Genomic DNA, 24,104 nt, shown 5'->3' with positions numbered 1-24,104 from the left:
GTTCAGCCGGACGCGGCAGGCACCCGAAGTGACAGATGTACATCCCGTACTCCCGGCACACTCGGCGCATGAGCGAGCCCGTCATCGAGTCCATGGCCGAAATCCGCAAGCACCTCGCCGACGCCATGGACCGCGCCCGCCGCGAGGGCACCCCCACGGTCATCACACGGCGCGGCAAGGAGGAGGCCGTGCTGGTCGACATCGACGAGTACCGGCGTCTGCGCCGCATCGAGGAGCAGGCCGAGGAGGACTGGCTGAACCAGCTCGCCGACGCGGCCGAGACCGAGGGCACGGACGGGTCGGTCACTCTCGAAGAGATGGCCGCCCGGCTCCGGTCGCACCACGGCTGAGGCGATGGGACACGTCACGCGGTTCACTCCGCACGCCCAGCGCGATCTGCTCACGCTGCCCCAGCCCGACGCCCTGCGCGTGCTGCGCAAACTCGCCGACCTGCAGAAGGCCATGGACCGGGGCGACACCTCGGCCTTCGACATCAAGGCCCTCCAGGGTCACTCCGCGCGTTGGAGACTGCGCATCGGCGACTACCGGGCCGTCTGCACGGTCGAGAACGGCCGGCTCGTCCTGTGGGTGCTGGCCGCAGCCAACCGCCGCGACGTGTACCGCGGAATGTGAACAGCCGGAGTTCTCCGCGCACAGGCTAGTGCGGAACGGCCCCCTCCGATGGAATATGCCAGAACTCCCCTCCCCCTCCCCCCAGTTGGTTAGTGTCAGCCCCACCACGCAAGCCCGGCGGGGACCCGGGAGGAGGGGAGTTCTGCGTGTCCGGAATCGACGCATGCCTGGTCGAAGCGATGGAGTTGCCCGGCGCACGCGGGGCGGCCGTCGTCGACTGGACCAGCGGACTCGCCCTCGGCACCGCCGGGGAGGCCGCCGGCGGCGACAGCGAGACCGCCGCCGCCGAATCCGCCGAGCTGGCCCGGATGGCCGCCGAGCACGGCACCTTCGCCCCCGGCCCCGGCCGGCACCGGCGCGACGACCCGGGACAGGCCGACAAGGGCCTGCCCGTCGAGGACGTCATCGTCACCACCCGCACCGACTACCACCTGCTGCGCTACGTGGAGACCTCCTTCGACAGCAGCGTCTTCCTCCACCTGTGGCTCGACCGCGAACAGGGCAACCTCGCCCTGGCCCGGCTGCGCCTGGCCGACCTCGCCGAACGGCTGGTGCTGGGATGACCGCCGCCACCCTGGTCCCGCCCCCGCCGCCGCTCTCCCCGATGCTGGCCCGCCTCGCCGACGAGCGCGCCACCGGCGCCCTGCTGCGCGACCACGGCACCCTCTACCTCGACGACGGCCAGGTGGTGCACGCCGAGAGCCCGGCCGCGCCGGGCCTGGAGGTCCTGCTGGACGGGCGGCTGCCCCGGGAGGGCTGGCAGGAGGCGTTCAACCTGGCCGGGCCCGACGGCCGGGTCGGCCGCTACCTGGTGGACAGCGGCCGCCTGGCCGACGGCGAGCTCGAACTCGCCCACCTGGGCGCCCTGTTCGACGCCGCCTACTTCGTGCTCGGCCCCGGCAGCGGGCCGACCCGCTTCCGGCACGGCGTCGCGCACTGGATGGGCCCGGTGCGCCCCGTGCCGGCCCGGGTGCTGGCCCGTGAGTGCCTGCGCCGCAGGGAACTGCTGGACGCCCTGTGGCCGTACCCCGGCACCGACGACTCCCCCGTCGTGCGCACCGAGACCGACCTGCCGTACCCCGTCACCCGCCGCCAGCGGGACGTGCTCGACCTCGCCGACGGGGTGCGCACCCCCGCGGACATCGCCCGCCTGCTGGGCCGGGCCGCCTTCCACACCCTGGTCGACGTGCGGCGGCTCGCGGCGGCCGGCGCCGTGGCCACGCCGCACGAGGCCCCGGACGCCGCCGCCGTCGCCCCGCCCCCGTGGCTGCCCCGGGTGACCGAGGACCCGGACGTCGCCCTGCTGCGCAGACTCCGCAACGCCCTGGAGGCACTGTGAAACGCGCCCTGCGCACCCGCGCGGTACGGGCCGACAAGCGCGCGGAGCGGAGGTCCGCGCCCCTGGACCGGCCCAGGCCCCCGGACCCGGAGGTCCTCGCGGAACTGGGCCGGCTGCGGGCCCGGCTGCCCCAGTTGACCGGCGCCGTCGCCGCCAGCGTGGACGGGCTCGTGCTCGCCGAGGACGCCCCCGGCGTCGAACCGGAGGGCGTCGCCGCCCTCACCGCCGCCGCCCTCGGGGTGTCCCTGCGGCTCACCGACGCCACCGGGCAGGGCGGCTTCCGGGAACTGCTGGTGCGCGGCGAGGACGGTTACGTCGCCACGTACGCGGCCGGGGCCTGCGCCGTGCTGACCCTGCTGGCCGAACCCCGGATCAACGTCGGCCGGCTGCACCTCGAAGCCCGCCGGGCGGGGGCCCGTATCGGCGAACTCATGGACCGTGCGAACGCCCCCGGGCCGGACCGGACCGCGACCGCGCACACCGGCACGGACACGACCACGACCACACGCCCCACCCCCAACTGACCACACGAAGGAAGTGCGAGCACCATGGCCACCACCGAAGCCGCCCTCAAGGAAGCAATGACCACCATCGAGGGCGCCGTCGGCGTCGCCCTCGTCGACTACACCAGCGGCATGGCCCTGGGCACCGCCGGCGGCACCAAGGACCTCGACCTCACGGTCGCGGCCGCGGGCAACACGGACGTGGTGCGCGCCAAGGTCCGCACCATGGAGCTCCTCGGCCTGAACGACGAGATCGAGGACATACTGATCACCCTGGGCACCCAGTACCACCTGATCCGCCTGATGCGGGGCCGCGGCGCCAACGGCCTCTTCCTGTACCTGGCGCTCGACAAGGGCCGCGCGAACCTGGCGATGGCCCGGCACCAACTCCGCAAGATCGAGACCGAGTTGGAGGTCTGAGCCGCCACCGGGACGGGGGGCGCGCCCCGGCACGCCGCCCCCGCCCCCCTGTCCCGCCCCGCGCCTACTCCACGAACAGCCCGCGCGCCGTCGCCCGTACGTCGAACTCCTCCAGCCGCGCCTGCGCCTGCGGGAGCCCGTCGCACATCGCCTCCAGCAGCACCCGCCCCAGCAGCATCGGCGCGCACGCCGTGTCGAAGGCGAGCCCGGTGCCCACGGCCGCCGGAATCAGCAGGTCGCTGTGGCGGGCGACCGGCGCGAAGGCGGAATCGGCGACGGTCACCACGACGAGCCCCTGCTCGCGGGCGTACGCCAGCGCCTCCACGACCTCCTTGGGGTGGCGCGGCAGCGCGAAGCACAGCAGGACGTCCGCCCCCGCCCGCCGGGCCGCGTCGATCCGGTCGGCGAGCATCGAGCCGCCCTCGTCGAGCAGCCGCACATCGGGGTGCACCTTCGCCGCGAAGTACGCGAAGCCGCGCGCCTGCGAGGACGCGGCCCGCAGCCCGAGCACCGGCAGCACCCGTGAGGACGCGAGCAGCCGGCCCGCCCGCTCAACGGGCGTCGGGTCGGCGAGGACCTCGGCGAGGTGCCGCAGGTTCTCGATCTCGCCCAGCACGGCCTGCTGGTATTCGTTGTACGAGACCTCCTCGGCCCCCGCGCCGTCCGCCGGGGCGACCTCGCGCAGGTGCCTGCGCAGCGCCGGGTAGCCGTCGAAGCCGAGCGCGACCGCGAACCGGGTCACCGACGGCTGGCTGACCCCGGCCAGCTCCGCCAGCTCCACGCTGGACAGGAACGGCACCTCCCCGGCCCGCCGCACCATGCTGTGCGCGATGCGCCGCTGGGTGGGCGTGAGCCGCCGCCCCTCGAACAACTGCTGGAGCCGCCCGGCGGCGGACCCCGCTCCCCCGTCACCGGTGCCGGACCCGCCGCCCGCGCCGCCGTTCGCGGCCCCGACCGTCTCGCCCATGTCCGACCCCGCCTCCCTGTTCCTATTCAGCCGCCCAGTCGCCTGCATGACCATATACAGGACGCGGTGCGGGGGTGAAGGGACGCCGCCCCGGGCCGGGTTTCCGGGGGCGGCCCCCCCAAGCGAAACCGGGGGTTACCCCCACTGCCCCGGCGACCCCGCGTCCGTACCGTCGAAGCATGGACGCAACAGGCCGCGCTCGCGATCCCGAGCTGAAGAAGGACCTCGACGCCACCGTGGACGCCCGGAGGGAACTCGGGGCGGACTACGAGGCGGCCCTGGTCGAATCGTTCCTGGAGAAGGTCGAGCAGCGCCTCGACGCCACGGTCGACCGGCGGGTGCGCCGGCAGCTCGCCGAGCAGCAGACGACCGTCACCCGCCATTCCTCCCGGCCCGCCCGGCCCGCCTCCGGCGACGGCGGCTTCGGCGAGCGCTTCGGCCTCGCCGTCATCACCCTTGTCCTCGCCGTCCCGCTCTCCGCGATCGCCGTCGCCAACGCCGGACTGCTCGGCCTGGTCGTGTGCTGGCTCGGCATCTTCGGCGTGAACGCGGTGCACTCGACGTGGCGCGCGCCCTGGAGCGAGGGCCGCCGGAACCGCGCCGGGGCCTCCGACTGGGAGTGAGCCGGCGCGCCTAGCCGCCCTTGCGGTACGTGCGGGGAGCGCTGCCGTTCGGGTACGACCGGGTGAGCACCTCGCCCGAGGCCCGCAGGGTGGAGGAGGAGCCCGTCTCGCACCCCTTGGCCGACGTGCGCCGGTCCACCACGGCGGGACCGATGCGGGCGGCGCCGCCGGACGCGGTGAAGAGGTTGGCGTACGACACGCACTTCTTTCCCTCGTCGGAGGCCGAGACCAGGGTCACGGCCCGGGTGCCCGGGGCGGCCTGACGGACGGTCACCTTCTGGGTGCCGCCCGACGCGAGCTCGCGCGTCCACGTCCCGACGAGGTTCGCCGGGACCCTCTCGCTGCCGGGGGCGACGCGGCGGAGCGTGGCGGTCCGGTCCAGCCCCTTCCACACCAGGGTGTCGCCCGTCCCCCGGCGCAGGCTCTGCGCCGTGATGACGTTGCACCGGGAGCGCGGGACGCCGGACACGAAGCTGCCGGTCAGGGTGACGGTCCCCGCGCGCACGGACCTCAGCGTCCCGCTGCTGGTGCACTCGTACGCCGCGTCGATGCTCGTGCCGCGCAGGACGGCGTCGCCCGTCCCGCCCGCGGAGAGGGTGAAGCGGCGGTCCTGGCCGAGCGGCTTGCCGTCCTTGAGCACACTGCCGATCCAGGTCCCGTGGAACTCCTCCGGCAGCCGGGCTCCGGCGGCGTCGGGGGTCTTCGTGCTCTTCGCGCCGCCGCTCGCGGACGGTGCGGGCGGGTCGAGGGCGGCCCCCGGCAGGGGAGCGGCCTCCTCGCCCGCGCCGGGCGGCGCGGTGGGCGCCGCCTGCGGACCGCGCGCGCCGGCGGGCTCCTCCTCCCCCTTCAGCAGGGGTACGGCGACGGCGGCGCCGACCGCCAGCACCCCGGCCACCGCGCCCCCGACGAGGAGCCCGCGCCGGGCGTGCCGGGCGGGCGGGGAGACGGGGGCGCTGCTGGTGACGACGGGGCCGACGGGGGGCACGGGGGCCGAGGGCGGCCCGAACCGGCCGCCGTGACCCTGGCCGCCGTAGTCCGGGCTGCCGTAACCCCGGCCGCCGGGGGCCGGGCCGCCGTGACCCTGGCTGCCGTAGTCCGGGCCGCCGTGGCTCTGGTGGGGTGCGGGAGGACCGCTCCGATGCGTCGCGTCCGGCGTCCCCCCTCCCGGCGTCCCCCCTTCCGTCGGCTCCGCGTCCAGGAGCTGCGCCGCGCGCTGGCCCAGGTCCGCGATGAGAGCGGGCGGCAGCCACGGGGAGACGGCGGGGCCCGAGGCCGCCCGGCGGATCAGCTCGGCCGGTTCGGGGCGGTCCCGGGGCTCCTGGGCGCAGCAGGCCCGCACCAGGTCGGCCACCGGCTCCGGGACGCCGGTCAGGTCCGGCTGCCCGGCGGCGATGCGGAACATCACCGCGTGCAGCCCGCCCGTTCCGCTGCCGTCGCCGAACGGGAGCCGTCCGGTCGCCGCGTACGCCAGCACCGTGCCGAGGGCGAACACGTCACTGGCCGGGCCGAGCCGCTCGTCGCGGATCTGCTCGGGCGACATGCAGCCGGGCGAGCCGACCACGACGCCCGTGCCGGTCGGGCCGGTGGCCGCGAGGCCGGTCCCGGCCATCCCCTTCGCGATGCCGAAGTCGATGACCTTGGGTCCGCCGATGGTGACGAGCACGTTGCCCGGCTTGAGGTCGCGGTGGACGAGCCCGGCGGCGTGGATGTCGGCCAGGGCGTGGCCGAGGCCGGCGGCCAGGGTGCGCACCGAATGCTCCGGCAGCGGCCCGTACGCGCCGACGACCTCGGCGAGCGAGGGCCCGGGAACGTATCCGGTGACCACCCACGGCACCTCGGCGTCGCAGTCCGCGTCCAGCACGGGCGCGGTCCACGCCCCGCCCACCCGCCGGGCCGACTCGACCTCCTGCCGGAACCGGCCGCGGAAGTCGGCGCGCCCCGCCAGCTCGGCCCGGATCAGCTTCACGGCGACGGTGCGCCCGGTCGCCGACCGGCCCAGGTACACGCACCCCATGCCGCCCTCACCGAGCCGCCCGAGCAGCCGGTACGTGCCGACGGCGCGCGGATCGCCGTCCCCCAGGCCCTCCACGACGCGACCGACCCCTTCCCCGAACCCCGAACGTGTGTCCCGCACGCGACAGGCCCGCATCGTACCGTGAGCCCCGGGCCGAGACCTGGGCGGCGCCGGTCGATCCGGGCCCGTGCGCGTGCCGGGAACGGACGGGGCGTCAGCTCTTCGCGAGGAAGGCCAGCAGGTCCTGCCTGCTCACCACGCCGGTCGGCTTGCCCTCGATCAGGACGATCGCCGCGTCCGCGCCGCCCTTGCCGCCGAGGACGCCCATCAGGTCCTCCACCGGCTCGCCGGAGCCCACCTGCGGCAGCGGCGCGGACATGTGCTTCTCCAGCGGGTCGGTCAGCGAGGCCCGCTGGGCGAACAGCGCGTTCAGCAGCTCGCGTTCCACGACCGAGCCGATGACCTCGGCGGCCATCACGTCCGGGTGGCCGGCGCCCGGCTTCACGATCGGCATCTGCGAGACGCCGTACTCGCGCAGCACCTCGATGGCCTGGCCGACGGTCTCCTCCGGGTGCATGTGCACCAGGTGCGGGATGGCCCCACCCTCCTTGAACCGGAGCACGTCGCCCACCCGCGCCGACGGACCCGCGTCCTCCAGGAAGCCGTAGTCGGCCATCCACTCGTCGCTGAAGATCTTGCTCATGTACCCGCGCCCGCTGTCCGGCAGCAGCACGACCACCACGTCGTCCGGGCCCAGCCGCTCCGCCACCCGCAGCGCGGCCACGACCGCCATGCCGCAGGAGCCTCCGACCAGCAGGCCCTCCTCCTTGGCGAGGCGGCGCGTCATCTGGAAGGAGTCCTTGTCGGAGACCGCGACGATCTCGTCCGTGACGCTCTTGTCGTAGGCGGTGGGCCAGAAGTCCTCACCGACGCCCTCCACGAGGTACGGCCGCCCGGAACCGCCCGAGTAGACCGAGCCCTCGGGGTCCGCGCCGACCACCCGGACCCGGCCCTCGCTGATCTCCTTCAGGTAGCGGCCGGTGCCGGAGATGGTGCCGCCCGTGCCGACGCCCGCGACGAAGTGGGTGATCCTGCCCTCCGTCTGCTCCCACAGCTCGGGTCCCGTGGTCTCGTAGTGCGACCGGGGGTTGTTCGGGTTGCTGTACTGGTCGGGCTTCCAGGCACCCGGCGTCTCGCGGACGAGCCGGTCGGAGACGTTGTAGTACGAGTCCGGGTGCTCCGGGTCGACGGCCGTGGGGCAGACGACGACCTCCGCGCCGTACGCGCGCAGCACGTTGATCTTGTCCAGCGACACCTTGTCGGGGCAGACGAAGATGCACTTGTAGCCCTTCTGCTGGGCCACGATCGCCAGGCCGACACCGGTGTTGCCCGAGGTGGGCTCCACGATGGTGCCGCCGGGCCGGAGCGCGCCGCTCTGCTCGGCGGCCTCGATCATGCGGACGGCGATCCGGTCCTTCACGGAGCCGCCCGGGTTGAAGTACTCGACCTTCGCGAGAACGGTCGCCTGAATTCCTGCGGTCACTCTGTTCAGCTTCACCAGCGGGGTGTTGCCGACGAGGCTGATCATCGAGTCGTGAAAGTGCACGTCTTCTCCGGGGTTTCCGTGATGGTGCCGCCCAGAGTAGGCCCGCGCCGTACGACTGCTCCACTCCCCGTATTCACCGATGGCGGAGATTACGCAGCACCCGTTACCGGGCAGTTAGGAGATGTACGGACTGCTTTCCGTACGGATGTTCCACGGACATCCCCGCGGATGGCTCTACGAGGAGGTGGCTGCGACGGTGTCGAGAGCGAGGGTGGCACGGCGGATCGCCGCCGGCGCGGCGTACGGCGGCGGCGGGATCGGGCTGATCGGCGTCGCGGCGGTGGGGCTGGTGCTGGCGGAGGTGCAGTTGGCGAAACGGTCGGTGGGCGGCGGGGTGGCCCCGATCGCCCCGCCCGCGGACGGTCTGTACGGCACGGCCTTCGCGGGCCGGACCGGGCTGCCGGCGCTGCGGCTGGGCGTTCTGGGCGACTCCACCGCGGCCGGCCAGGGGGTGCGGCGGGCCGGGCACACGCCCGGGGCGCTGCTGGCTTCCGGTCTGGCGGCGGTGGCGGAGCGGCCGGTGGAGCTGCGCAACGTGGCGCTGCCGGGGGCCATGTCGGACGATCTGGACCGTCAGGTCTCGCTGCTGGTACGGGACCCGATCCGGCCGCCGGACGTCTGCGTGATCATGATCGGCGCGAATGACGTGACCCACCGGATGCCGCCCACCCAGTCCGTGCGCCACCTGACCTCGGCGGTGCGCAGGCTGCGCACGGCCGGGGCGGAGGTGGTGGTCGGGACCTGCCCGGACCTCGGCACCATCGAGCCCGTCTACCAGCCGCTGCGGTGGCTGGCCCGGCGCGTCTCGCGGCAGCTCGCGGCGGCGCAGACCATCGGGACGGTCGAGCAGGGCGGGCGGACGGTGTCGCTCGGGGACCTGCTGGGCCCCGAGTTCGAGGCGAACCCGCGCGAGCTGTTCGGGCCCGACAACTACCACCCCTCGGCGGAGGGGTACTCCACCGCGGCGATGGCGGTCCTGCCCACCCTGTGCGCGGCGCTCGGCCTCTGGCCGGAATCCGATCGGCTGGACGGGGACCGCGAGGAGTCGATGCTGCCGGTGGCACGGGCGGCGACCCGGGCCGCGGCGGAGGCGGGCACGGAGGTCACGGGCGCCCGCGGCCCCTGGGCCCTCCTCAAGCACCGGCGCCGCCGCCGCATCCCCACCGCCCCGGACCCGGCCCACGCGCCGAGCGCGACGGGGTAGGGGGGCGGGGGAACCGGGGGGCTTGCGGGGCCGCGGGGCCGCACGAGGCCACGGGGTGCGGAAGTCGCGGGGCCGCGGGCCCGCACGAGGTCACGGGCCCGCACGAGGCCACGAGCCCGTACGGGGCCACGGGCCCGTACGCGGGGGCCCGTACGCGGTACGGGCCCCCGCGTACGGCCCCGCATGAGCGCCCGCTTAGAAGTGCGGCCCGTGTCACACCGCGCACCCGGTGACCCGCCCCGGTACGGGCCGGTAACTTCGGGGGCGGACCGGCCACTTCACCCCGCCCGGCCCGGAACGCGCCCCATCCCGCCCGGAACGCGCCCGCACCGCCCAGAACCTGGAGCCCCGATGCCCGAAGCCGTCATCGTCTCGACCGCCCGCTCCCCCATCGGCCGTGCCTTCAAGGGCTCCCTGAAGGACCTCCGCGCCGACGACCTCACCGCGACCATCGTCCAGGCCGCCCTGGCCAAGGTGCCCGAGCTGGACCCGCGCGACATCGACGACCTGATGCTCGGCTGCGGCCTCCCGGGCGGCGAGCAGGGCAACAACCTGGGCCGCGTCGTCGCCGTACGGATGGGGATGGACCACCTCCCCGGCTGCACCGTCACCCGCTACTGCTCCTCCTCGCTGCAGACCTCCCGCATGGCCCTGCACGCCATCAAGGCCGGCGAGGGGGACGTGTTCGTCTCCGCCGGCGTCGAGATGGTCTCCCGCTTCAGCAAGGGCAACTCCGACTCCCTGCCCGACACGCACAACCCCTTCTTCGCCGAGGCCGAGGCCCGTACCGCCGCCCGCGCCGAGCAGGAGGGCGCCGACTGGCACGACCCCCGCGAGGACGGTCTCGTACCGGACGCGTACATCTCCATGGGGCAGACCGCCGAGAACCTGGCCCGCCTCAAGGGCATCGGCCGCCGGGAGATGGACGAGTTCGGCGTCCGCTCGCAGAACCTCGCCGAGGAGGCCATCAAGAACGGCTTCTGGGAGCGGGAGATCACCCCCGTCACCACCCCCGACGGAACCGTCGTGGCCAAGGACGACGGCCCGCGCGCCGGCGTCACCCTCGAAGGCGTCCAGGGCCTCAAGCCCGTCTTCCGCCCCGACGGCCTGGTCACCGCCGGCAACTGCTGCCCGCTCAACGACGGCGCCGCCGCCCTCGTGATCATGTCCGACACCAAGGCGCGGGAGCTGGGCCTGACCCCGCTCGCCCGCATCGTCTCCACCGGCGTCTCCGGCCTCTCCCCCGAGATCATGGGGTACGGCCCGGTGGAGGCCAGCAGGCAGGCGCTGAAGCGCGCCGGGCTGACCGTCGGCGACATCGACCTCGCCGAGCTGAACGAGGCCTTCGCCGCCCAGGTCATCCCGTCCTACCAGGACCTCGGCCTCGACCTGGACAAGGTCAACGTCAACGGCGGCGCGATCGCCGTCGGCCACCCCTTCGGCATGACCGGCGCCCGGATCACCGGCACGCTGATCAACAGCCTCCAGTTCCACGACAAGCAGTTCGGCCTGGAGACCATGTGCGTCGGCGGCGGCCAGGGCATGGCCATGGTCATCGAACGCCTGAGCTGACCCGCCCGCCCCGAGCACGGAAACGCCCCGGCCCGCGACCGCGACGGCCGGGGCGTCCCCGTGCCCCCGGTTGTGGAACAGCTCACGAAACACCCCGATCAGCGAGCGCGCGAGCCCTCCCGAGCGCACAATCGGGTGAGCGCCCGAGGAGCGCGCCTTGCCCGCGCGCCCCTCCACTCGCCTCGCGTCCCAGTCGTGACCCAATCTCCCCCAGGCTGTGACCTGGCCCCGGAGAGGTGGGGAAACGTGCAGGTCACAGCGGGGACGGAGGGCGCACCAGGCCCAAAGACCTGTCCGTTTCATGACGTTATGCCCTATGGGCGAGCGGGCGGGCACGGGAAGCTGAGGTAGGAATTCCGGGGGATCGGTCGGGGGACCGATGCAGGCTGGGGTCCGCCCCGGAGTCCGCCCAGGGGATCGCGATGAATTCAGGAGTACGCACGTGAGCGCCATGTCTTTCGCCCTGCTGCTCGCCACCGCTGCCACGGCGGCCGTCGGCGGCGCCGCCCTGCACACCGTGCGCGGTCTCCGCCAGGAGGTCGCCGCCCTGCGCGCCGACCGCGCCGCCGACCGGGCGGAGGCCGCGGAGCTGCGGGCGCGGGCCGCCTCGGCCGTGCTCCCGCAGCAGACCCGCGGCGACGCGTCCCCGGCCGCCGAGATACGGGCCGCGGTGACCGAGGCCCTGGCCGAGGAGCGCGAGCGCGAGCTGGCCGAGGCACGGGCCTTCTGGGCCGCGCAGGAGGCCCGTGACGCGGCCGACGCGCCCTCGCTGCTGGCCGGCCTGAGCACGGCCGAGCAGGAGTCCCTCGCGTACTACCTGCCGCAGCCCACGGACTTCACGGGCCTCAAGGAGAGCGACCTGGAGGCCTTCCTGGCCACCTCGCGCGGCGAGCTGAACTTCGCCGAGGAGTTCGACCTGCCGCCGTACGGCACCGCCCCCGAGGAGGAGGTCGCCACCGGCGACGAGCCGGACGACGAGCCGGAGGAGGACTCGGCCGCACTGGCCGCCGCCCGCCGCCGGCACCCCTCGCACCCCGACTTCGTACCGGTGCAGACGTCCCGGACGACCGGCGACCACGCGTTCACGATGTCCCGCCTGGAGGACCTGGCCGCGGCCCGCGCCCCGCTCGCGGACGTGCGCCCCGGCCCGCTGGGCACCCTCGACATGTACGTCTTCGCGGACGGCACGACGCTGTGCATGACCCCGGGGCACCGCGAGACGGCGGAGCGGCTCGCCGAGGCCCTGCGGGCCGGCCACACCCCGGTGCTGCTGGGCGGCTCCGGGATCTCGGGGGCGTACGCACTGACCTTCTCCTGCGGCACGGAGAACGTCTACATCCTGGCCGACCGCGTCATCGCGTCGCTCCCGGACTAGGCCCTCAGGACCTCCGGAGCCCGCGCTCCGCCGCTTCGACCAGCCGCACGGCCTCGTCCAGTTCCGCGGGCGGGGCCGTTCCCACGGCCAGCGCCAGGTCCCGGCCCGCAACGGCCAGTTGGTCGGCCACCGAGAAGAGGCCGGCGTCCGGGAGCACGCGCGGCGCCCGGCCGGGGAACTCCAGGCGCTGAGCGCGCAGGGCGAGTTCGCGGGCGAGGGCGAGTCCGTCGGCTGCGGCGCCGCGCCGCAGCCGGCTCTCGGGGGTGGACCGCAGGCGGTCGGCCAGCCGTTCGACGGCGGTCAGCAGGGGGGTCGTATCCAGCACGCCGCGACCCTACGCGCCCGTCCCGGACTGTTGCCAACGGGCCCTCGCTCAGGCACGGTGCAGTGGAGGACCTTCCGCCGAGCACAGCCTTCCGGAGGCGCCGATGTCCCAAGTCTTCTCCGACGAGACCCATCGCAACCTGCTCTCCCGCATCCCCCACTGCACCGGTCGTGAAGTGTCCGACTGGTTGCGCACCGTCGAGGACGGTCCCTCCCTCTTCCGCTTCGAGGAGAAGGTGAGCTGGCTCCGCAGCGAGCACAACCTGGCCCACGGGCACGCCAAGGCGATCATCCACGAGTACGACCTCAGGCGCGCCGCCCGCAACCTCCGCTGACCTCCGCTCCTCCGCCCCCCCTGTCGACGCGGAAGGGCCCGCGGACCGGATGAATCGGTCCGCGGGCCCTTCCCGTGCGTCAGCCGGTGCTGCCCGTCGGCTAGTCGTCGCCGCTCAGGATCGAGACGAGACGCAGCATCTCCAGGTAGATCCACACCAGGGTCATGGTGAGGCCGAAGGCCGCCATCCAGGACTCCTCGCGGGGCGCGCCGTAGGCCACGCCGTCCTCGACCTGCTTGAAGTCGAGTGCCAGGAAGAAGGCGCCGAGCAGGACGCCGACGAGGCCGAAGACGATGCCGAGGCCACCGCTGCGGAAGCCGAGGCCGTCACCGCCGCCGAAGACCATGAACAGCAGGTTCACGGCGGTGAGCACCATGAAGCTGATCGCGGCGATCATCAGGTAGCGGGTGAAGCGGGCGGTGACGCGCACGATGCGGGTCTTGTAGAGCACGAGCATCGTGGCGAAGACCGCCATGGTGCCCAGGACCGCCTGCATCGCCGCGCCGGGCGCGACGAACGTGTTGACGTAGTTGCTGAGCGCGCCCAGGAAGAGGCCCTCGAAACCCGCGTACGCCAGGATCAGCGCCGGGTTGGGCTTCTGCTTGAACGACTGGACCAGGCCGAGCACCATCGCGACGAGCGCGGCGCCGATGGCCAGGCCGAGGCCCATGTTGGTGATCCACGCGACGGCCGCGCCCGCGACCACGAGGCCGAGCGTGATGGCCGTGCGGGTGACGACGTCGTCCATCGTCATGACGCTGCCGCGCGGCGGCGCCACGGGGGCGCCGTACTGGTCCTGCTGTGCGTACGGGTTCGTCGCGTACGGGTTGGTCGCGTCCTGGGCGTACGGGTTCCCCTGGGCGTAGGGGTTGCCCTGCGTACCAACGGCGGGGCCCCCGGCCTGCGGCTGCTGGGCGTTGAAGCCCGCGTGGCCGTTGTCGCGGCCGAACCCCCGTCGCGAGAAGACCGGGTTGCTGCTCCTCATCTCACTCCTCCATGGCCACCGTGTGCGACCTTGCTGTCAAGAGTAATGGGGTAGCAAAGAAACCACCCCTGTACCCAAGGAGGATCTTTCCCCGATCGTGACGAACCGGGGAAGGCCCGGAAATGTTCCGGCGGAGGAGTGCGCCGGCCCGTCCGGCCCGCCCCCGCACGCCCGGCGCCCCCGCGCTCGGACGCACTCGTACGGGGTCGAATCGCCTCCGGGGCATTAGCCGGGGCCATTCGCGGGGACCTGAGGGAGATGAACGTCAACCACGAAGGGCCGACCCCGGCCCACCAGCGCCCGGAGGGTGTCAGCGACGCGACGGTGGAGGCCCTGGGCTCCGTGTCCAAGGCCCTGGAAACGGTCGAGCGGGCCCGCGGGCACCTGTACGAGTTCCACCAGCTCACCGGCACCGCCGATCTCGAACTCGGCCGGGCGGTCGAACTGCTGCGCAAGGCCGGGCACGAGGACTGGGCGGACCGCGTCGACCGGGAACTCGTCGGCCGCAACGTCCTGGAAGGACGCTGGACCTTCCAGGTGGTCGAGGAGTACGACGCCGGTTTCTACGAGCCGTACAAGAGCGTGGAAGCGGAGCTGCGCGAGGACCTGGCGCAGGGCCACAGCCACCTGTACGAGGCCGAGATGAAGGAGGCCCGCCGCACGAAGGGCGCTGCGCACCACGCGGCACACCCGTAGCACGGGCATCCCCGCGCGAGGGGCGCGTCCCCGGGGGGGGACCGGGCGTCACAGAACTGAGCCGGCCGCCGCCGGGGCGGCGCACGGGTGAGGACCTGGCCGGTCGGGCCGAGTACCACGGGCCCGACACGGCCCGGGTCGCCGGCTCCGGGCGGCAGGCGCCCGTGACGGTCCGACATGGCGGTGCTGCTCTCGTGGCCCGAGGTGCACGAGTGGTGCCCGGAACCGGACTCGAACCGGTACGCCCCCGAGGGGCAGCGAGGTTTAAGCTCGCCGTGTCTGCATTCCACCATCCGGGCAGGCGCGCGGGCCGCGACAATGGCTCAGAGCCTATCCGCAGGCGTCCCCCGAACAGCGGTACTTCCGGCCTCATGCTGTCTTATTTTATGGGCGCTTGATGGTGCGTCAGCGATGCGACCGGTCCATTGGCACATGCCGGAGCAGGTGCGGAGTCGTGTCGTCCGGGTGTCGCAGCGTGCACGGGATTGACGGAAACTCGACGTCTTGTGCACGGCTGATCGCTCTTCGCGCACACCCGTCGGGTCCTCGGGGTCGGCGTCATCCTCAGGTAGGACGGCGGTGCGCACGGGTCAGACCGCAGACTGCCCCAGGACTGCCGTGCGGAGGGACTCGGGGACGTAAAAGCGCCGTGAGGATGGAAAGCGTCCCCCCAAGCGTCCCGACAGGAGCTCCACCGTGACCACGTACCCGTACCCCGCCGCGCACCAGACCACCGCGGTCGCCGCCCGCGCCACCGAGCTGTCGAAGGTCTACGGTCACGGCGAGACGCAGGTCGTCGCGCTGGACAAGGTGTCCGTCGACTTCCGGCGGGGCGAGTTCACCGCGATCATGGGCCCCTCGGGCTCCGGCAAGTCCACGCTGATGCACTGCGTGGCCGGACTGGACTCCTTCTCCTCCGGTTCGGTGCGCATCGGCGACACCGAGCTCGGCGCCCTGAAGGACAAGCAGCTCACCCAGCTCCGCCGGGACAAGATCGGCTTCATCTTCCAGGCGTTCAACCTGCTGCCGACGCTGAACGCCCTGGAGAACATCACGCTCCCCATGGACATCGCCGGCCGCAAGCCCGACGCGGCGTGGCTGGAGAAGGTCATCGAGATGGTCGGCCTGTCCGGGCGGCTCAAGCACCGCCCCTCCGAGCTGTCCGGCGGCCAGCAGCAGCGCGTGGCGGTGGCCCGCGCCCTGGCCAGCCGTCCGGAGATCATGTTCGGCGACGAGCCGACCGGAAACCTGGACTCGCGTTCCGGCGCCGAGGTGCTGGGCTTCCTGCGCAATTCGGTACGGGAACTGGGCCAGACCGTCGTCATGGTCACCCACGACCCGGCGGCGGCCTCCTACGCGGACCGGGTGGTCTTCCTGGCCGACGGCCGGATCGTGGACGAGATGCTGCACCCCACCGCGGACGGCGTCCTGGACCGGATGAAGGACTTCGACACCAAGGGCCGTACGAGCTGACGCCCCCGCTCCCGCCCCGCCCCCCGCCCTCTCTTCCTCACCCCAGGACGTAACCCCCATGTTCCGCACCGCCCTGCGCAACGTGCTCGCGCACAAGGCCAGGCTGCTGATGACCGTGCTCGCCGTCATGCTCGGCGTCGCCTTCGTCTCCGGCACCCTGATCTACAGCGACACCCTCTCCAACGCCTTCACCAAGCAGGCCTCCAAGAGCCTCGGCAACGTCGCCGTCGGCGTCGAGACCTACCACAACAAGAACGACTCCAAGGGCGTCCCCGGCGTCAGCGAGGCCCTGGTGAAGAAGATCGGCGGGCTCGACGGCGTCGAGACCGTCACCCCCCGCGTCGACGGCTTCGCGGGCGCCGCCTCCCGCAAGGGCGAACTGCTCGCCCAGGGCTGGTCCAACCGGGGCGGCAACTTCGCCCCCGGCAAGGACGGCAAGGACCCGGCCTACACCTTCCGCAACGGCGCGGGCCCGGCGAACGGCACCGAGATCGCCCTCGACGCCAAGACCGCCGAGAAGGGCGGCTACAAGGTCGGCGACAAGGTGCGCGTCGCCACCAACCAGCCCGCCAAGGAGTTCACCCTCTCCGGTGTTTTCACCACGGAGGATGGCGAGGTGAACGCGGGCGGCTCGCTGGTGCTGTTCGACTCCGGGACCGCCCAGCGGCTCTTCCTGGAGCCCGGCTACTACGCGAACCTGACGCTCACCGCCCGGCCCGGCGCCGACAACGACAAGCTGGTCTCCGAGATCAAGCCGCTGCTGCCGGAGGCCGCGGACATCAAGACCGGCGCGGAGCTCGCCGCCGAGCAGACGAAGCACATCAAGGAGGCCACCAGCGGCCTCACCCAGGTGCTGCTCGGCTTCGCCGCCATCGCGCTGTTCGTGGGTGTCTTCCTGATCTCCAACACCTTCACCATGCTGGTCGCCCAGCGCACCAAGGAGGTCGCGCTGATGCGCGCCGTGGGCGCCTCGCGCAAGCAGATCACCCGTTCCGTACTGGCGGAGGCCCTGATCGTCGGCCTGATCGCCTCGGTCGTCGGCTTCTTCATCGGTGTCGGCATGGCCGCCGCCATGGGCCCGCTGCTGGACTCCATGGACGCGCAGATGCCCGCCGGGGACATGGTCGTCGGCGTCACCCCGGTCGTCTCCGCGCTGGCCGTCGGCGTGCTGATCACGATGCTGGCCGCCTGGCTGCCGGGCCGCCGCGCCGCGAAGATCCCGCCGGTCGCCGCGATGAACAGCCTGCACTCCACTCCCACCACCAAGTCCCTGGTCGTGCGCAACTCCATCGGCGCGGTCCTGGCCGCCGTCGGCGCGGCCCTGATCGTGCTCGGCTCGACCATGGGCGGCGACGGCAAGACGGTCATCGGCGGCGGCGCGTTCCTGGCGCTGCTCGGCGTCATCGTGCTGATCCCGCTGCTGTCGCGGCCGGTCATCGGTCTGGTGCAGCCGCTGCTGAACCGGGTCTTCAAGGTCTCCGGCAAGCTGGCGGGCCTGAACTCGGTGCGCAACCCGCGCCGTACCGGCGCCACCGCCTCCGCCCTGGCGATCGGCCTGACCCTGGTGACCGGCCTGTCCGTCATCGGCGTCACCGTCGGCAAGTCCATCGACCGCTCGACCACCGAGCAGATCAAGGCCGACTACACGGTCCAGATGGCCAACCAGTCGGAGATCAGCCAGAGCGTCGTCGACGCCCTCGCCAAGGCCCCCGGCGTCACCGTCGCCACCCCGAAGCTGACCGCCGGTCTGGAGGCCGAGGGCGGCTACCTGGTCACCGACGGCGTCAACCCGAAGGCACTGGGCCCGGTCCTGTCCTTCTCGGTGCTCCAGGGCTCCGAGGACGCGCTCACCCGCGGCGAGGTCGCCGTGAACAAGACGCTCCGCGACAAGCAGGGCCTGCGGCTCGGCCAGCAGATCCCCGTGATGTACGAGGACGGCAAGAAGGACACCCTGAAGGTCGGCGCGGTCTTCGAGGACAGCGACAACTTCAACGAGGTCGTCATGGACGTGCGCACGCTCGCCACGCACTTCAAGACGCCGATGTACTACGCGATGTACGTGCAGATGGACGGCGGCGAGTCCGCCGCGAACAAGCAGGCGCTGGTCGACGCGACCGGCAAGAACCCGGCCATGGTGATCATGGACCAGGAGCAGGTGCGCGCCCAGGTCGGCGGCATGATCAACCTGATGCTGAACATCATGTACGGCCTGCTGGCGATGGCCCTGGTGATCGCGGTCCTCGGCGTCGTCAACACCCTCGCGATGTCCGTCTTCGAGCGTCAGCAGGAGATCGGCATGCTGCGGGCGATCGGCCTGGACCGCAGCCGGGTGAAGACCATGATCCGGCTGGAGTCCGTGGTGATCTCGCTGTTCGGCGCGGTCGTCGGCGTCGTCCTCGGCACCTTCATCGCGTGGGCCGTGGGCGAGACGTTCAAGGACAAGATCCCGGCTTACGCCCTGACCATCCCGTGGGACCGCATCGGGGTCTTCCTGCTGCTGGCCGGTGTGGTCGGCGTGCTGGCCGCCATGTGGCCGGCCCGCAGCGCGGCGAAGCTGAACATGCTCTCCGCGATCAAGGCCGAGTAGCCGGGGGAACGGGACGAGGGGGCGGCCCCGCCACGCACGACGTGGTGGGGCCGTCCCCTTTTTCGCGGCCCGCGTCCCAGGGGGTCAGCCGCCCCACACGCGGGACCGCAGCGGCAGCCCGGACGCCCCCGAGGCGGCGGGCTTCACGGCGAGGACCTGGTTCACGCCGATCTTGTTGTGCTCGAAGGAGAGCGCGGAGGCGGCCATGTACAGCCGCCAGACGCGGGCCCGGCCGGGGGTGACCGTCTGCACGGCGGCCTCCCAGTTCTTCTCCAGGCGGGCCACCCAGTGGCGCAGGGTCAGGGCGTAGTGCTCGCGGATCGACTCCAGGTCGCGGACCTCGAACCCGGCCTCCTCCAGCAGGGCGACCGTGCGGCCGACCGGCGCCAGTTCGCCGTCGGGGAAGACGTAGGAGTCGATGAAGGCGTCGACGTGGTACGTCTCCTCGCTGGTGAGCGGGCGCCGGGCGATCTGGTGGTTGAGCAGCCTGCCGCCGGGCTTCAGCAGGGCGTACAGATCGGCCGCGTACTCCCCGTAGCGGACCGCTCCGACGTGCTCGGCCATGCCGATGGAGGAGATGGCGTCGTACGGGCCGAATGGGGCATCCCCTGCTTGAGCGGAGCCGAGAGCTTGGGGAAGGACGTCGCGGTAGTCCTGCACCCGGATCTCGACGCGGTCGGCGAGGCCCTCCTCGGCGACGCGCTCGCGGGCGTGGGCGGCCTGCTCGGCGGAGATGGTGATGCCGGTGACGTGGACGCCGTAGTGGCGGGCGGCGTGCAGGGCCATGGAGCCCCAGCCGCAGCCGACGTCGAGGAGGCGCTGCCCCCGCTTCAGGTCCAGCTTGCGGGCGACGAGGTCGAGCTTGTCGCGCTGGGCGTCTTCGAGGGAGGCGTCGGGGTCGGGGAAGTAGGCGCAGGAGTAGACCATGGACGGCCCGAGGACCAGGGAGTAGAAGTCGTTGCCGACGTCGTAGTGGTGGCTGATGGCTTCCCTGTCGCGACGCCTGGTGTGCAGCCGGCCGGTGTGCCGGCGCAGTTCCTCGGGCGGCGGGGGCGGCGGCGGACAGGGGCCGCCGAGCTTCAGCAGCTCGCGGGCCGCGGCGCGCAGGCGGGGGTCCCGCAGCGCACGGACGGCGCCCGGGCCGTCGCCCTCGCGCTCCCAGATGAGGTCGGCGAGCAGGTCCAGGGCCTCGTAGAGGTCGCCCTCCACGTCGATCTCGCCGGCCACCCACGCGCGGGCGAGCCCCAGCTCGCCGGGCTTCCACAGCAGGCGGCGCACGGCCCTGCGGTCGCGGATCGCGAGGACCGGGGCGCCCGGCGGGCCCGCCTCGCTGCCGTCCCAGGCCCGGATGCGGACGGGGAGCGGGACGGAGAGGAGTTCCTCGGCAAGTCTGGTCAGCCGCAGTGCGGCATCGGCCATGGTGCACACCTCCAGGGTTCGCGATGACGTACGGGCATCGGCGTACTACTCGACATAACACCGGGGGGAGGGCACCGCATCCCGGGTCCGGGTCACGGGAGGGCAAAGCGCATGGTCGTTACACCTGGTTGGGCGCGGAAACGCCGAAGGGGCCGCCCGCACCACGGATGGCGGGCGGCCCCTTCGGACCGGACGTACGGAGCGCGACTGCTGACGAAGCGTCAGGAGGCGTTCGCTTCGGCCTTCTTCGGCTCGACGGCGGCCGGCACCTTCACCGCGTCGACCGGAGCCGGCGCGGGCTTGGCGGCCTCGTAGAACTCCTCGCGGGGAGTCTCCATGGCGCCGAGCGAGACGACCTCGCGCTTGAGGAACATCCCCAGCGTCCAGTCGGCCAGCACGCGGATCTTGCGGTTGAACGTCGGCATCGCCATGCCGTGGTAGCCGCGGTGGGCGTACCAGGCGAGACGGCCCTTGAGCTTGATCTTCATCTTGCCCATGACGATCATCGCGACGCCCTTGTGCAGGCCGAGACCCGCGACCGCGCCCTTGTTGGCGTGGCTGTACTCCTTCTGCGGGAAGCCCCGCATGCCGGAGACCACGTTGTCGCCGAGGACCTTGGCCTGGCGCAGCGCGTGCTGGGCGTTGGGCGGGCACCAGGCGTTCGGGTTGCCGTTCTTGCGGCCGACCAGGTCCGGGACCTGGGCGTTGTCGCCCGCGGCCCAGATGTAGTCGCTGCCCTGCACCTGGAGGGTGGCCTGGGTGTCCACGTGACCGCGCGGGCCGAGCGGCAGACCGTAACGCGCGAGAACCGGGTTCGGCTTGACGCCGGCCGTCCACACGATGGTGTTGGAGTCGACCTCGAGGCCGTTCTTCAGCACGACGTGGCCGTCGACGCAGGAGTCCATGGAGGTCGAGAGGTGGATCTCGACGCCGCGGGACTCCAGGTGCTCCTTGCCCCAGCGGCCCAGGTCCGGGCCCACCTCGGGAAGGATCTTGTCGGCGGCGTCGACGAGGATGAACCGCATGTCGTCGCGCGAGACGTTGGAGTACTGCTTGGCGGCGTCGCGGGCCATGTCCTCGACCTCGCCGATGGTCTCCGCACCCGCGAAGCCACCGCCGACGAAGACGAAGGTGAGCGCGCGGCGGCGGACCTCTTCGTCGTGCGTGGAGTCGGCCTTGTCGAGCTGCTCGATGACGTGGTTGCGCAGGCCGATGGCCTCCTCGACACCCTTCATGCCGATGCCCTGCTCGGCGAGGCCGGGGATCGGGAAGGTGCGGGAGACGGCGCCGAGCGCGACGACCAGGTAGTCGAAGGGCAGCTCGTACGCCTCGCCGACCAGCGGGGAGATCGTGGCGACCTTGCGGTCCTGATCGATGGTGGTGACCCGGCCAGTAAGCACCTCGGCCTTGGGAAGGACGCGTCGCAGCGGTACGACGACGTGCCTCGGCGAGATGTTGCCGGCGGCGGCTTCGGGCAGGAAGGGCTGGTAGGTCATGTACGAGCGCGGGTCGACGACCGTGACGGTCGCTTCCGCATAACGCATCTTCTTGAGAATGCGCTGTGCCGCGTACAGGCCTACGTACCCACCGCCTACTACGAGGATCCTGGGACGCTCCGTGGTGCTCATGGAATCGAGTATCCACCCCGCCGCGGGGGTCCCCTCGTGAGCCCCTTCACAAGGTCTTCGGCACCCTCTGCTACACTGCGCGGCCCACGTGACCCAGGTCATGCCCCGGGCGGGGAACCACTCCTCCTCCCGGCGCGTTGGAAACCCCTTCCCAACTGGCCCGATGGCCCCTTCCGGCGGGTGAACCACTTATCCGCCCCCTACCTCGGCGGCGCGCCCAGAAGCGTCCGTTATGCACACCCCCGGGCCCGAAGGCCCACCCCTTCGGCCCTCCGGCGCGAAAAAGGGGCCCATCGGGCCCCTTTTCCTTGTGAAGAACTTCACGAACTTCGTTCCGCGCCCGGCCTCGCCGCCCTCCGCAGGCACCCGGATCAGGCGATGGACCAGCCGATCCCGTCCAGGATGTCGTGCTCGGAGACCACCACTTCCGAGGCCCCCACGCGCTCCATGAGGGCCAGCAGGATCAGGGCGCCGGGGACGATGACGTCGACGCGGCCGGGGTGCATCGCGGGCACGGCGGCCTTGTCGTCGTGCGTGGCGGACACCAGCCACTCGGTGATCTCGCGGACCTTCTCGTACGGGATCCGGGAGCGGTGGATGGCCTGGGAGTCGTACTCCTCCAGCCCCAGCGCGATCGCGGCGACCGTCGTCACCGAGCCCGCGAGGCCGACCAGCGTGCGGGGGCGGCCGGTGAGCGGCACGGTCTCGGCGGCCAGGTCCAGGGCGGCCGCGATGTCCGCGCGGATCGCGGCGACCTGCTCGGGGGTGGCCGGGGCGGACGGCTGGTGGCGTTCGGTGAGGCGTACGCAGCCGATGTCGACGGAGCGGGCCGCCTCGACGCCCTCCCGGCCGACCACGAGCTCCGTGGAGCCGCCGCCGATGTCCACGACGAGGTAGTCCTCGCCGGAACCGGTCAGCTCCTTGGTGGCGCCGGTGAAGGAGAACGCCGCCTCCTGGTCGCCGGTGATCACCTCGGGCTCGACGCCCAGGATGTCCAGGACACCGGCGACGAACTCGTCCCGGTTCTCGGCGTCGCGGGACGCGGAGGTGGCCACGAAGCGGACCTTCTCGGCGCCGTGCGCCGTGATGATCTCCGCGTACTCGCGGCAGGCGGCGAACGTCCGCTCCAGGGCCTCGGGGGCCAGCCGGCCGGTGCGGTCCACGCCCTGGCCCAGGCGGACGATCGTCATGCGCCGGTCCAGGTCGACCAGCTCGCCCGTCCTCGGGTCGGCGTCCGCGACCAGCAGGCGGATGGAGTTCGTACCGCAGTCGACGGCGGCGACCCGGGTCACCGGGCGGCCTCCGTGTCGGCGCACGGCGTCACGCAGGGGCCCTTGGCCCACCACTCCGGGAGCAGGGCCAGCGCCTCGTCGCCGAAGGGGTTCACGCCGGGGCCGGCCACCAGGGAGTGGCCGACCAGCACGTGCAGGCACTTCACCCGGTCGGGCATCCCGCCCGCGCTGGGGAAGCCCACCAGCTCCTCGATCGCGTCGCGCCGCTCGAGGTAGTCCTCGTGGGCGGCCCGGTACTGCTCGGCCAGCTCCGGGTCGGTGGCGAGCCGCGCCTGCATCTCCTTCATGAGGCCGGAGCCCTCCAGGGTGCCGATGGCGCCCGTGGCCCGCGGGCAGGTCATGTAGTAGAGCGTGGGGAACGGCGTGCCGTCCTCCAGGCGCGGGGCCGTCTCGACCACGTCCGGGTTGCCGCAGGGGCAGCGGTGCGCGATCGCGCGCAGCCCGCGCGGCGGGCGGCCGAGCTGGAGCTTGAACGCCTCGATGTCCCTCTCGGTGGGCTCGGTGCGCGGCGTGGTCGGGGGCGGGGTCTGCATGCGTGCCTTCTGTCGGTCTGTTCCGGTGACGTTCTGCGGTGCGGGTCTACGGTTCGCCGCGGTCGGCCCGGTCGACGCCGTCCCACACGTTGGAGTACCAGGGCCGGTCGGCGGCCCCGTTCCCGTCGGGGCGCCGGGCCGTGCCGGGGGCCTGGGGGTCGTACATGGTGAAACCGGTCTCGCCCGGCTTCACGTAGTGCAGGTGCTCGCGGGAGAGGCGGACGACGTACGCGTCGTCCATCAGGCGGGCCTTGGCGTCGCGGAGCTGCTCCACCCGCCGGTGCGCCTCGTTCCTGGCCCGCTCCTGGTCGGCGATCTCGGTCGCCTGCGAGAAGTAGCTCCGTATCGGATACGCGAGGGCCACCACCAGCGTGCACAGCACGAGCACCAGCAGGGCGGCCCGGCCGGTGAGCCGGGAGCGGCGGGCCTGTCGGCGGGTCTGGGAGCGGTAGACGCGGGCGGCGGTCTGCTCGCCGAGCAGCCGCAGCCGGGTGGTGGTCGAGAACCGGTCGCCCTTGTTGCGTGCGGCCATCCTTGAGTCCTCCCCGTTACGCGCCGACGTCCCCGCACACGGTA

General features: G+C 72.7%; 24 protein-coding genes and 1 tRNA gene. 14 read left to right on the top strand and 11 right to left on the bottom strand.

Translation table 11 applies throughout. The features are described from left to right. The first annotated feature begins 68 nt into the window (after window positions 1–68). From ACZ56L_RS09155 to ACZ56L_RS09130, 6 genes are all read left to right on the top strand, one after another. Entirely contained in the window at window positions 69–350 is a 282-nt protein-coding gene (locus tag ACZ56L_RS09155) for a type II toxin-antitoxin system Phd/YefM family antitoxin (RefSeq protein ID WP_471062746.1), read from the top strand. A 4-nt stretch (window positions 351–354) separates the two neighbouring features. Further along, window positions 355–633, top strand: a complete 279-nt coding sequence (locus ACZ56L_RS09150; protein WP_471062744.1) for a type II toxin-antitoxin system RelE family toxin — start codon at window positions 355–357, stop codon at window positions 631–633. 146 nt (window positions 634–779) lie between these two features. Beyond that, entirely contained in the window at window positions 780–1,196 is a 417-nt protein-coding gene (locus ACZ56L_RS09145) for a hypothetical protein (RefSeq protein WP_345222264.1), read from the top strand. Next, a complete protein-coding gene (locus tag ACZ56L_RS09140; protein WP_471062742.1) occupies window positions 1,193–1,972 on the top strand; it encodes a DUF4388 domain-containing protein in 780 nt (259 codons plus the stop codon). Before ACZ56L_RS09145 ends, ACZ56L_RS09140 begins: the two co-directional genes overlap by 4 nt. A gap of 62 nt (window positions 1,973–2,034) precedes the next feature. After that, on the top strand, window positions 2,035–2,496 hold the full coding sequence (locus tag ACZ56L_RS09135) for a roadblock/LC7 domain-containing protein (protein WP_345226425.1): 462 nt from the start codon (window positions 2,035–2,037) through the stop codon (window positions 2,494–2,496). A 24-nt stretch (window positions 2,497–2,520) separates the two neighbouring features. Then, window positions 2,521–2,895: a hypothetical protein gene (locus tag ACZ56L_RS09130; protein ID WP_345222260.1), complete on the top strand. Its 375-nt coding sequence runs from the start codon at window positions 2,521–2,523 to the stop codon at window positions 2,893–2,895. 64 nt (window positions 2,896–2,959) lie between these two features. On the opposite strand, the gene ACZ56L_RS09125 is transcribed toward ACZ56L_RS09130, so the two are convergent. Next, complete coding sequence (locus ACZ56L_RS09125; protein WP_471062740.1) at window positions 2,960–3,862, bottom strand: MurR/RpiR family transcriptional regulator; 903 nt, start codon at window positions 3,860–3,862, stop codon at window positions 2,960–2,962. 179 nt (window positions 3,863–4,041) lie between these two features. Here ACZ56L_RS09125 and ACZ56L_RS09120 point away from each other — a divergent pair, with 179 nt between their 5' ends. After that, entirely contained in the window at window positions 4,042–4,485 is a 444-nt protein-coding gene (locus ACZ56L_RS09120) for a hypothetical protein (protein WP_471062738.1), read from the top strand. A 10-nt stretch (window positions 4,486–4,495) separates the two neighbouring features. Here ACZ56L_RS09120 and ACZ56L_RS09115 read toward each other — a convergent pair whose 3' ends face one another. Both ACZ56L_RS09115 and ACZ56L_RS09110 read right to left on the bottom strand, forming a co-directional pair. Continuing rightward, a complete protein-coding gene (locus tag ACZ56L_RS09115; protein WP_471062736.1) occupies window positions 4,496–6,574 on the bottom strand; it encodes a serine/threonine-protein kinase in 2,079 nt (692 codons plus the stop codon). Between the two features lie 139 nt (window positions 6,575–6,713). Next, the gene (locus ACZ56L_RS09110; protein ID WP_345222254.1) at window positions 6,714–8,105 is read right to left on the bottom strand and encodes a cystathionine beta-synthase; all 1,392 of its coding nucleotides are present in this window, start codon (window positions 8,103–8,105) and stop codon (window positions 6,714–6,716) included. Window positions 8,106–8,316: 211 nt separating this feature from the next. On the opposite strand from ACZ56L_RS09110, the gene ACZ56L_RS09105 reads away from it, so the two are divergent. From ACZ56L_RS09105 to ACZ56L_RS09095, 3 genes are all read left to right on the top strand, one after another. Then, entirely contained in the window at window positions 8,317–9,309 is a 993-nt protein-coding gene (locus ACZ56L_RS09105; protein WP_471062837.1) for an SGNH/GDSL hydrolase family protein, read from the top strand. A 351-nt stretch (window positions 9,310–9,660) separates the two neighbouring features. Continuing rightward, complete coding sequence (locus tag ACZ56L_RS09100) at window positions 9,661–10,881, top strand: acetyl-CoA C-acetyltransferase (protein ID WP_401753998.1); 1,221 nt, start codon at window positions 9,661–9,663, stop codon at window positions 10,879–10,881. Window positions 10,882–11,332: 451 nt separating this feature from the next. Then, a complete protein-coding gene (locus ACZ56L_RS09095; RefSeq protein WP_345226422.1) occupies window positions 11,333–12,256 on the top strand; it encodes a hypothetical protein in 924 nt (307 codons plus the stop codon). Between the two features lie 4 nt (window positions 12,257–12,260). Here the strand turns inward: ACZ56L_RS09095 and ACZ56L_RS09090 are convergent, their stop codons facing one another. Further along, on the bottom strand, window positions 12,261–12,581 hold the full coding sequence (locus tag ACZ56L_RS09090; RefSeq protein ID WP_471062734.1) for a hypothetical protein: 321 nt from the start codon (window positions 12,579–12,581) through the stop codon (window positions 12,261–12,263). 103 nt (window positions 12,582–12,684) lie between these two features. Between ACZ56L_RS09090 and ACZ56L_RS09085 the strand changes: the two genes are divergently transcribed. After that, complete coding sequence (locus tag ACZ56L_RS09085; RefSeq protein WP_345222251.1) at window positions 12,685–12,915, top strand: DUF4287 domain-containing protein; 231 nt, start codon at window positions 12,685–12,687, stop codon at window positions 12,913–12,915. Window positions 12,916–13,015: 100 nt separating this feature from the next. Here the strand turns inward: ACZ56L_RS09085 and ACZ56L_RS09080 are convergent, their stop codons facing one another. Then, window positions 13,016–13,900: a Bax inhibitor-1/YccA family protein gene (locus tag ACZ56L_RS09080; protein WP_345222250.1), complete on the bottom strand. Its 885-nt coding sequence runs from the start codon at window positions 13,898–13,900 to the stop codon at window positions 13,016–13,018. 258 nt (window positions 13,901–14,158) lie between these two features. Between ACZ56L_RS09080 and ACZ56L_RS09075 the strand changes: the two genes are divergently transcribed. After that, on the top strand, window positions 14,159–14,596 hold the full coding sequence (locus ACZ56L_RS09075; protein ID WP_471062732.1) for a hypothetical protein: 438 nt from the start codon (window positions 14,159–14,161) through the stop codon (window positions 14,594–14,596). Window positions 14,597–14,809: 213 nt separating this feature from the next. On the opposite strand, the gene ACZ56L_RS09070 is transcribed toward ACZ56L_RS09075, so the two are convergent. After that, window positions 14,810–14,895: transfer RNA gene (locus ACZ56L_RS09070), tRNA-Leu, on the bottom strand. A 397-nt stretch (window positions 14,896–15,292) separates the two neighbouring features. Between ACZ56L_RS09070 and ACZ56L_RS09065 the strand changes: the two genes are divergently transcribed. Together ACZ56L_RS09065 and ACZ56L_RS09060 are read left to right on the top strand one after the other, a co-directional pair. Beyond that, the gene (locus ACZ56L_RS09065) at window positions 15,293–16,069 is read left to right on the top strand and encodes an ABC transporter ATP-binding protein (protein WP_401754004.1); all 777 of its coding nucleotides are present in this window, start codon (window positions 15,293–15,295) and stop codon (window positions 16,067–16,069) included. A gap of 58 nt (window positions 16,070–16,127) precedes the next feature. Next, window positions 16,128–18,656, top strand: coding sequence for an ABC transporter permease (locus tag ACZ56L_RS09060; RefSeq protein ID WP_471062730.1), 2,529 nt, complete (start codon window positions 16,128–16,130; stop codon window positions 18,654–18,656). 84 nt (window positions 18,657–18,740) lie between these two features. Here the strand turns inward: ACZ56L_RS09060 and ACZ56L_RS09055 are convergent, their stop codons facing one another. The 5 genes from ACZ56L_RS09055 to ACZ56L_RS09035 form a co-directional block, all read right to left on the bottom strand. Continuing rightward, a complete protein-coding gene (locus tag ACZ56L_RS09055) occupies window positions 18,741–20,075 on the bottom strand; it encodes a cyclopropane-fatty-acyl-phospholipid synthase family protein (protein WP_345222234.1) in 1,335 nt (444 codons plus the stop codon). Window positions 20,076–20,296: 221 nt separating this feature from the next. Continuing rightward, window positions 20,297–21,703, bottom strand: coding sequence for an NAD(P)/FAD-dependent oxidoreductase (locus tag ACZ56L_RS09050; protein WP_471062727.1), 1,407 nt, complete (start codon window positions 21,701–21,703; stop codon window positions 20,297–20,299). A gap of 371 nt (window positions 21,704–22,074) precedes the next feature. Then, window positions 22,075–22,995, bottom strand: a complete 921-nt coding sequence (locus ACZ56L_RS09045; protein ID WP_471062725.1) for a Ppx/GppA phosphatase family protein — start codon at window positions 22,993–22,995, stop codon at window positions 22,075–22,077. Further along, window positions 22,992–23,528: a DUF501 domain-containing protein gene (locus tag ACZ56L_RS09040; RefSeq protein WP_345222226.1), complete on the bottom strand. Its 537-nt coding sequence runs from the start codon at window positions 23,526–23,528 to the stop codon at window positions 22,992–22,994. The genes ACZ56L_RS09045 and ACZ56L_RS09040 overlap by 4 nt, the downstream gene beginning before the upstream one ends. A 46-nt stretch (window positions 23,529–23,574) precedes the next feature. Continuing rightward, window positions 23,575–24,060 carry an FtsB family cell division protein gene (locus ACZ56L_RS09035; RefSeq protein ID WP_345222224.1) on the bottom strand — a complete coding sequence of 162 codons (486 nt, stop codon included), beginning with the start codon at window positions 24,058–24,060 and terminating at the stop codon, window positions 23,575–23,577. Window positions 24,061–24,104: the final 44 nt, after the last annotated feature.

It is taken from the genome of Streptomyces sp. NPDC039736, assembly GCF_055596485.1.
The sequence above is the reverse complement of the archived record's forward strand: the minus strand, read 5'-3'. Positions and strand labels throughout refer to the sequence as shown.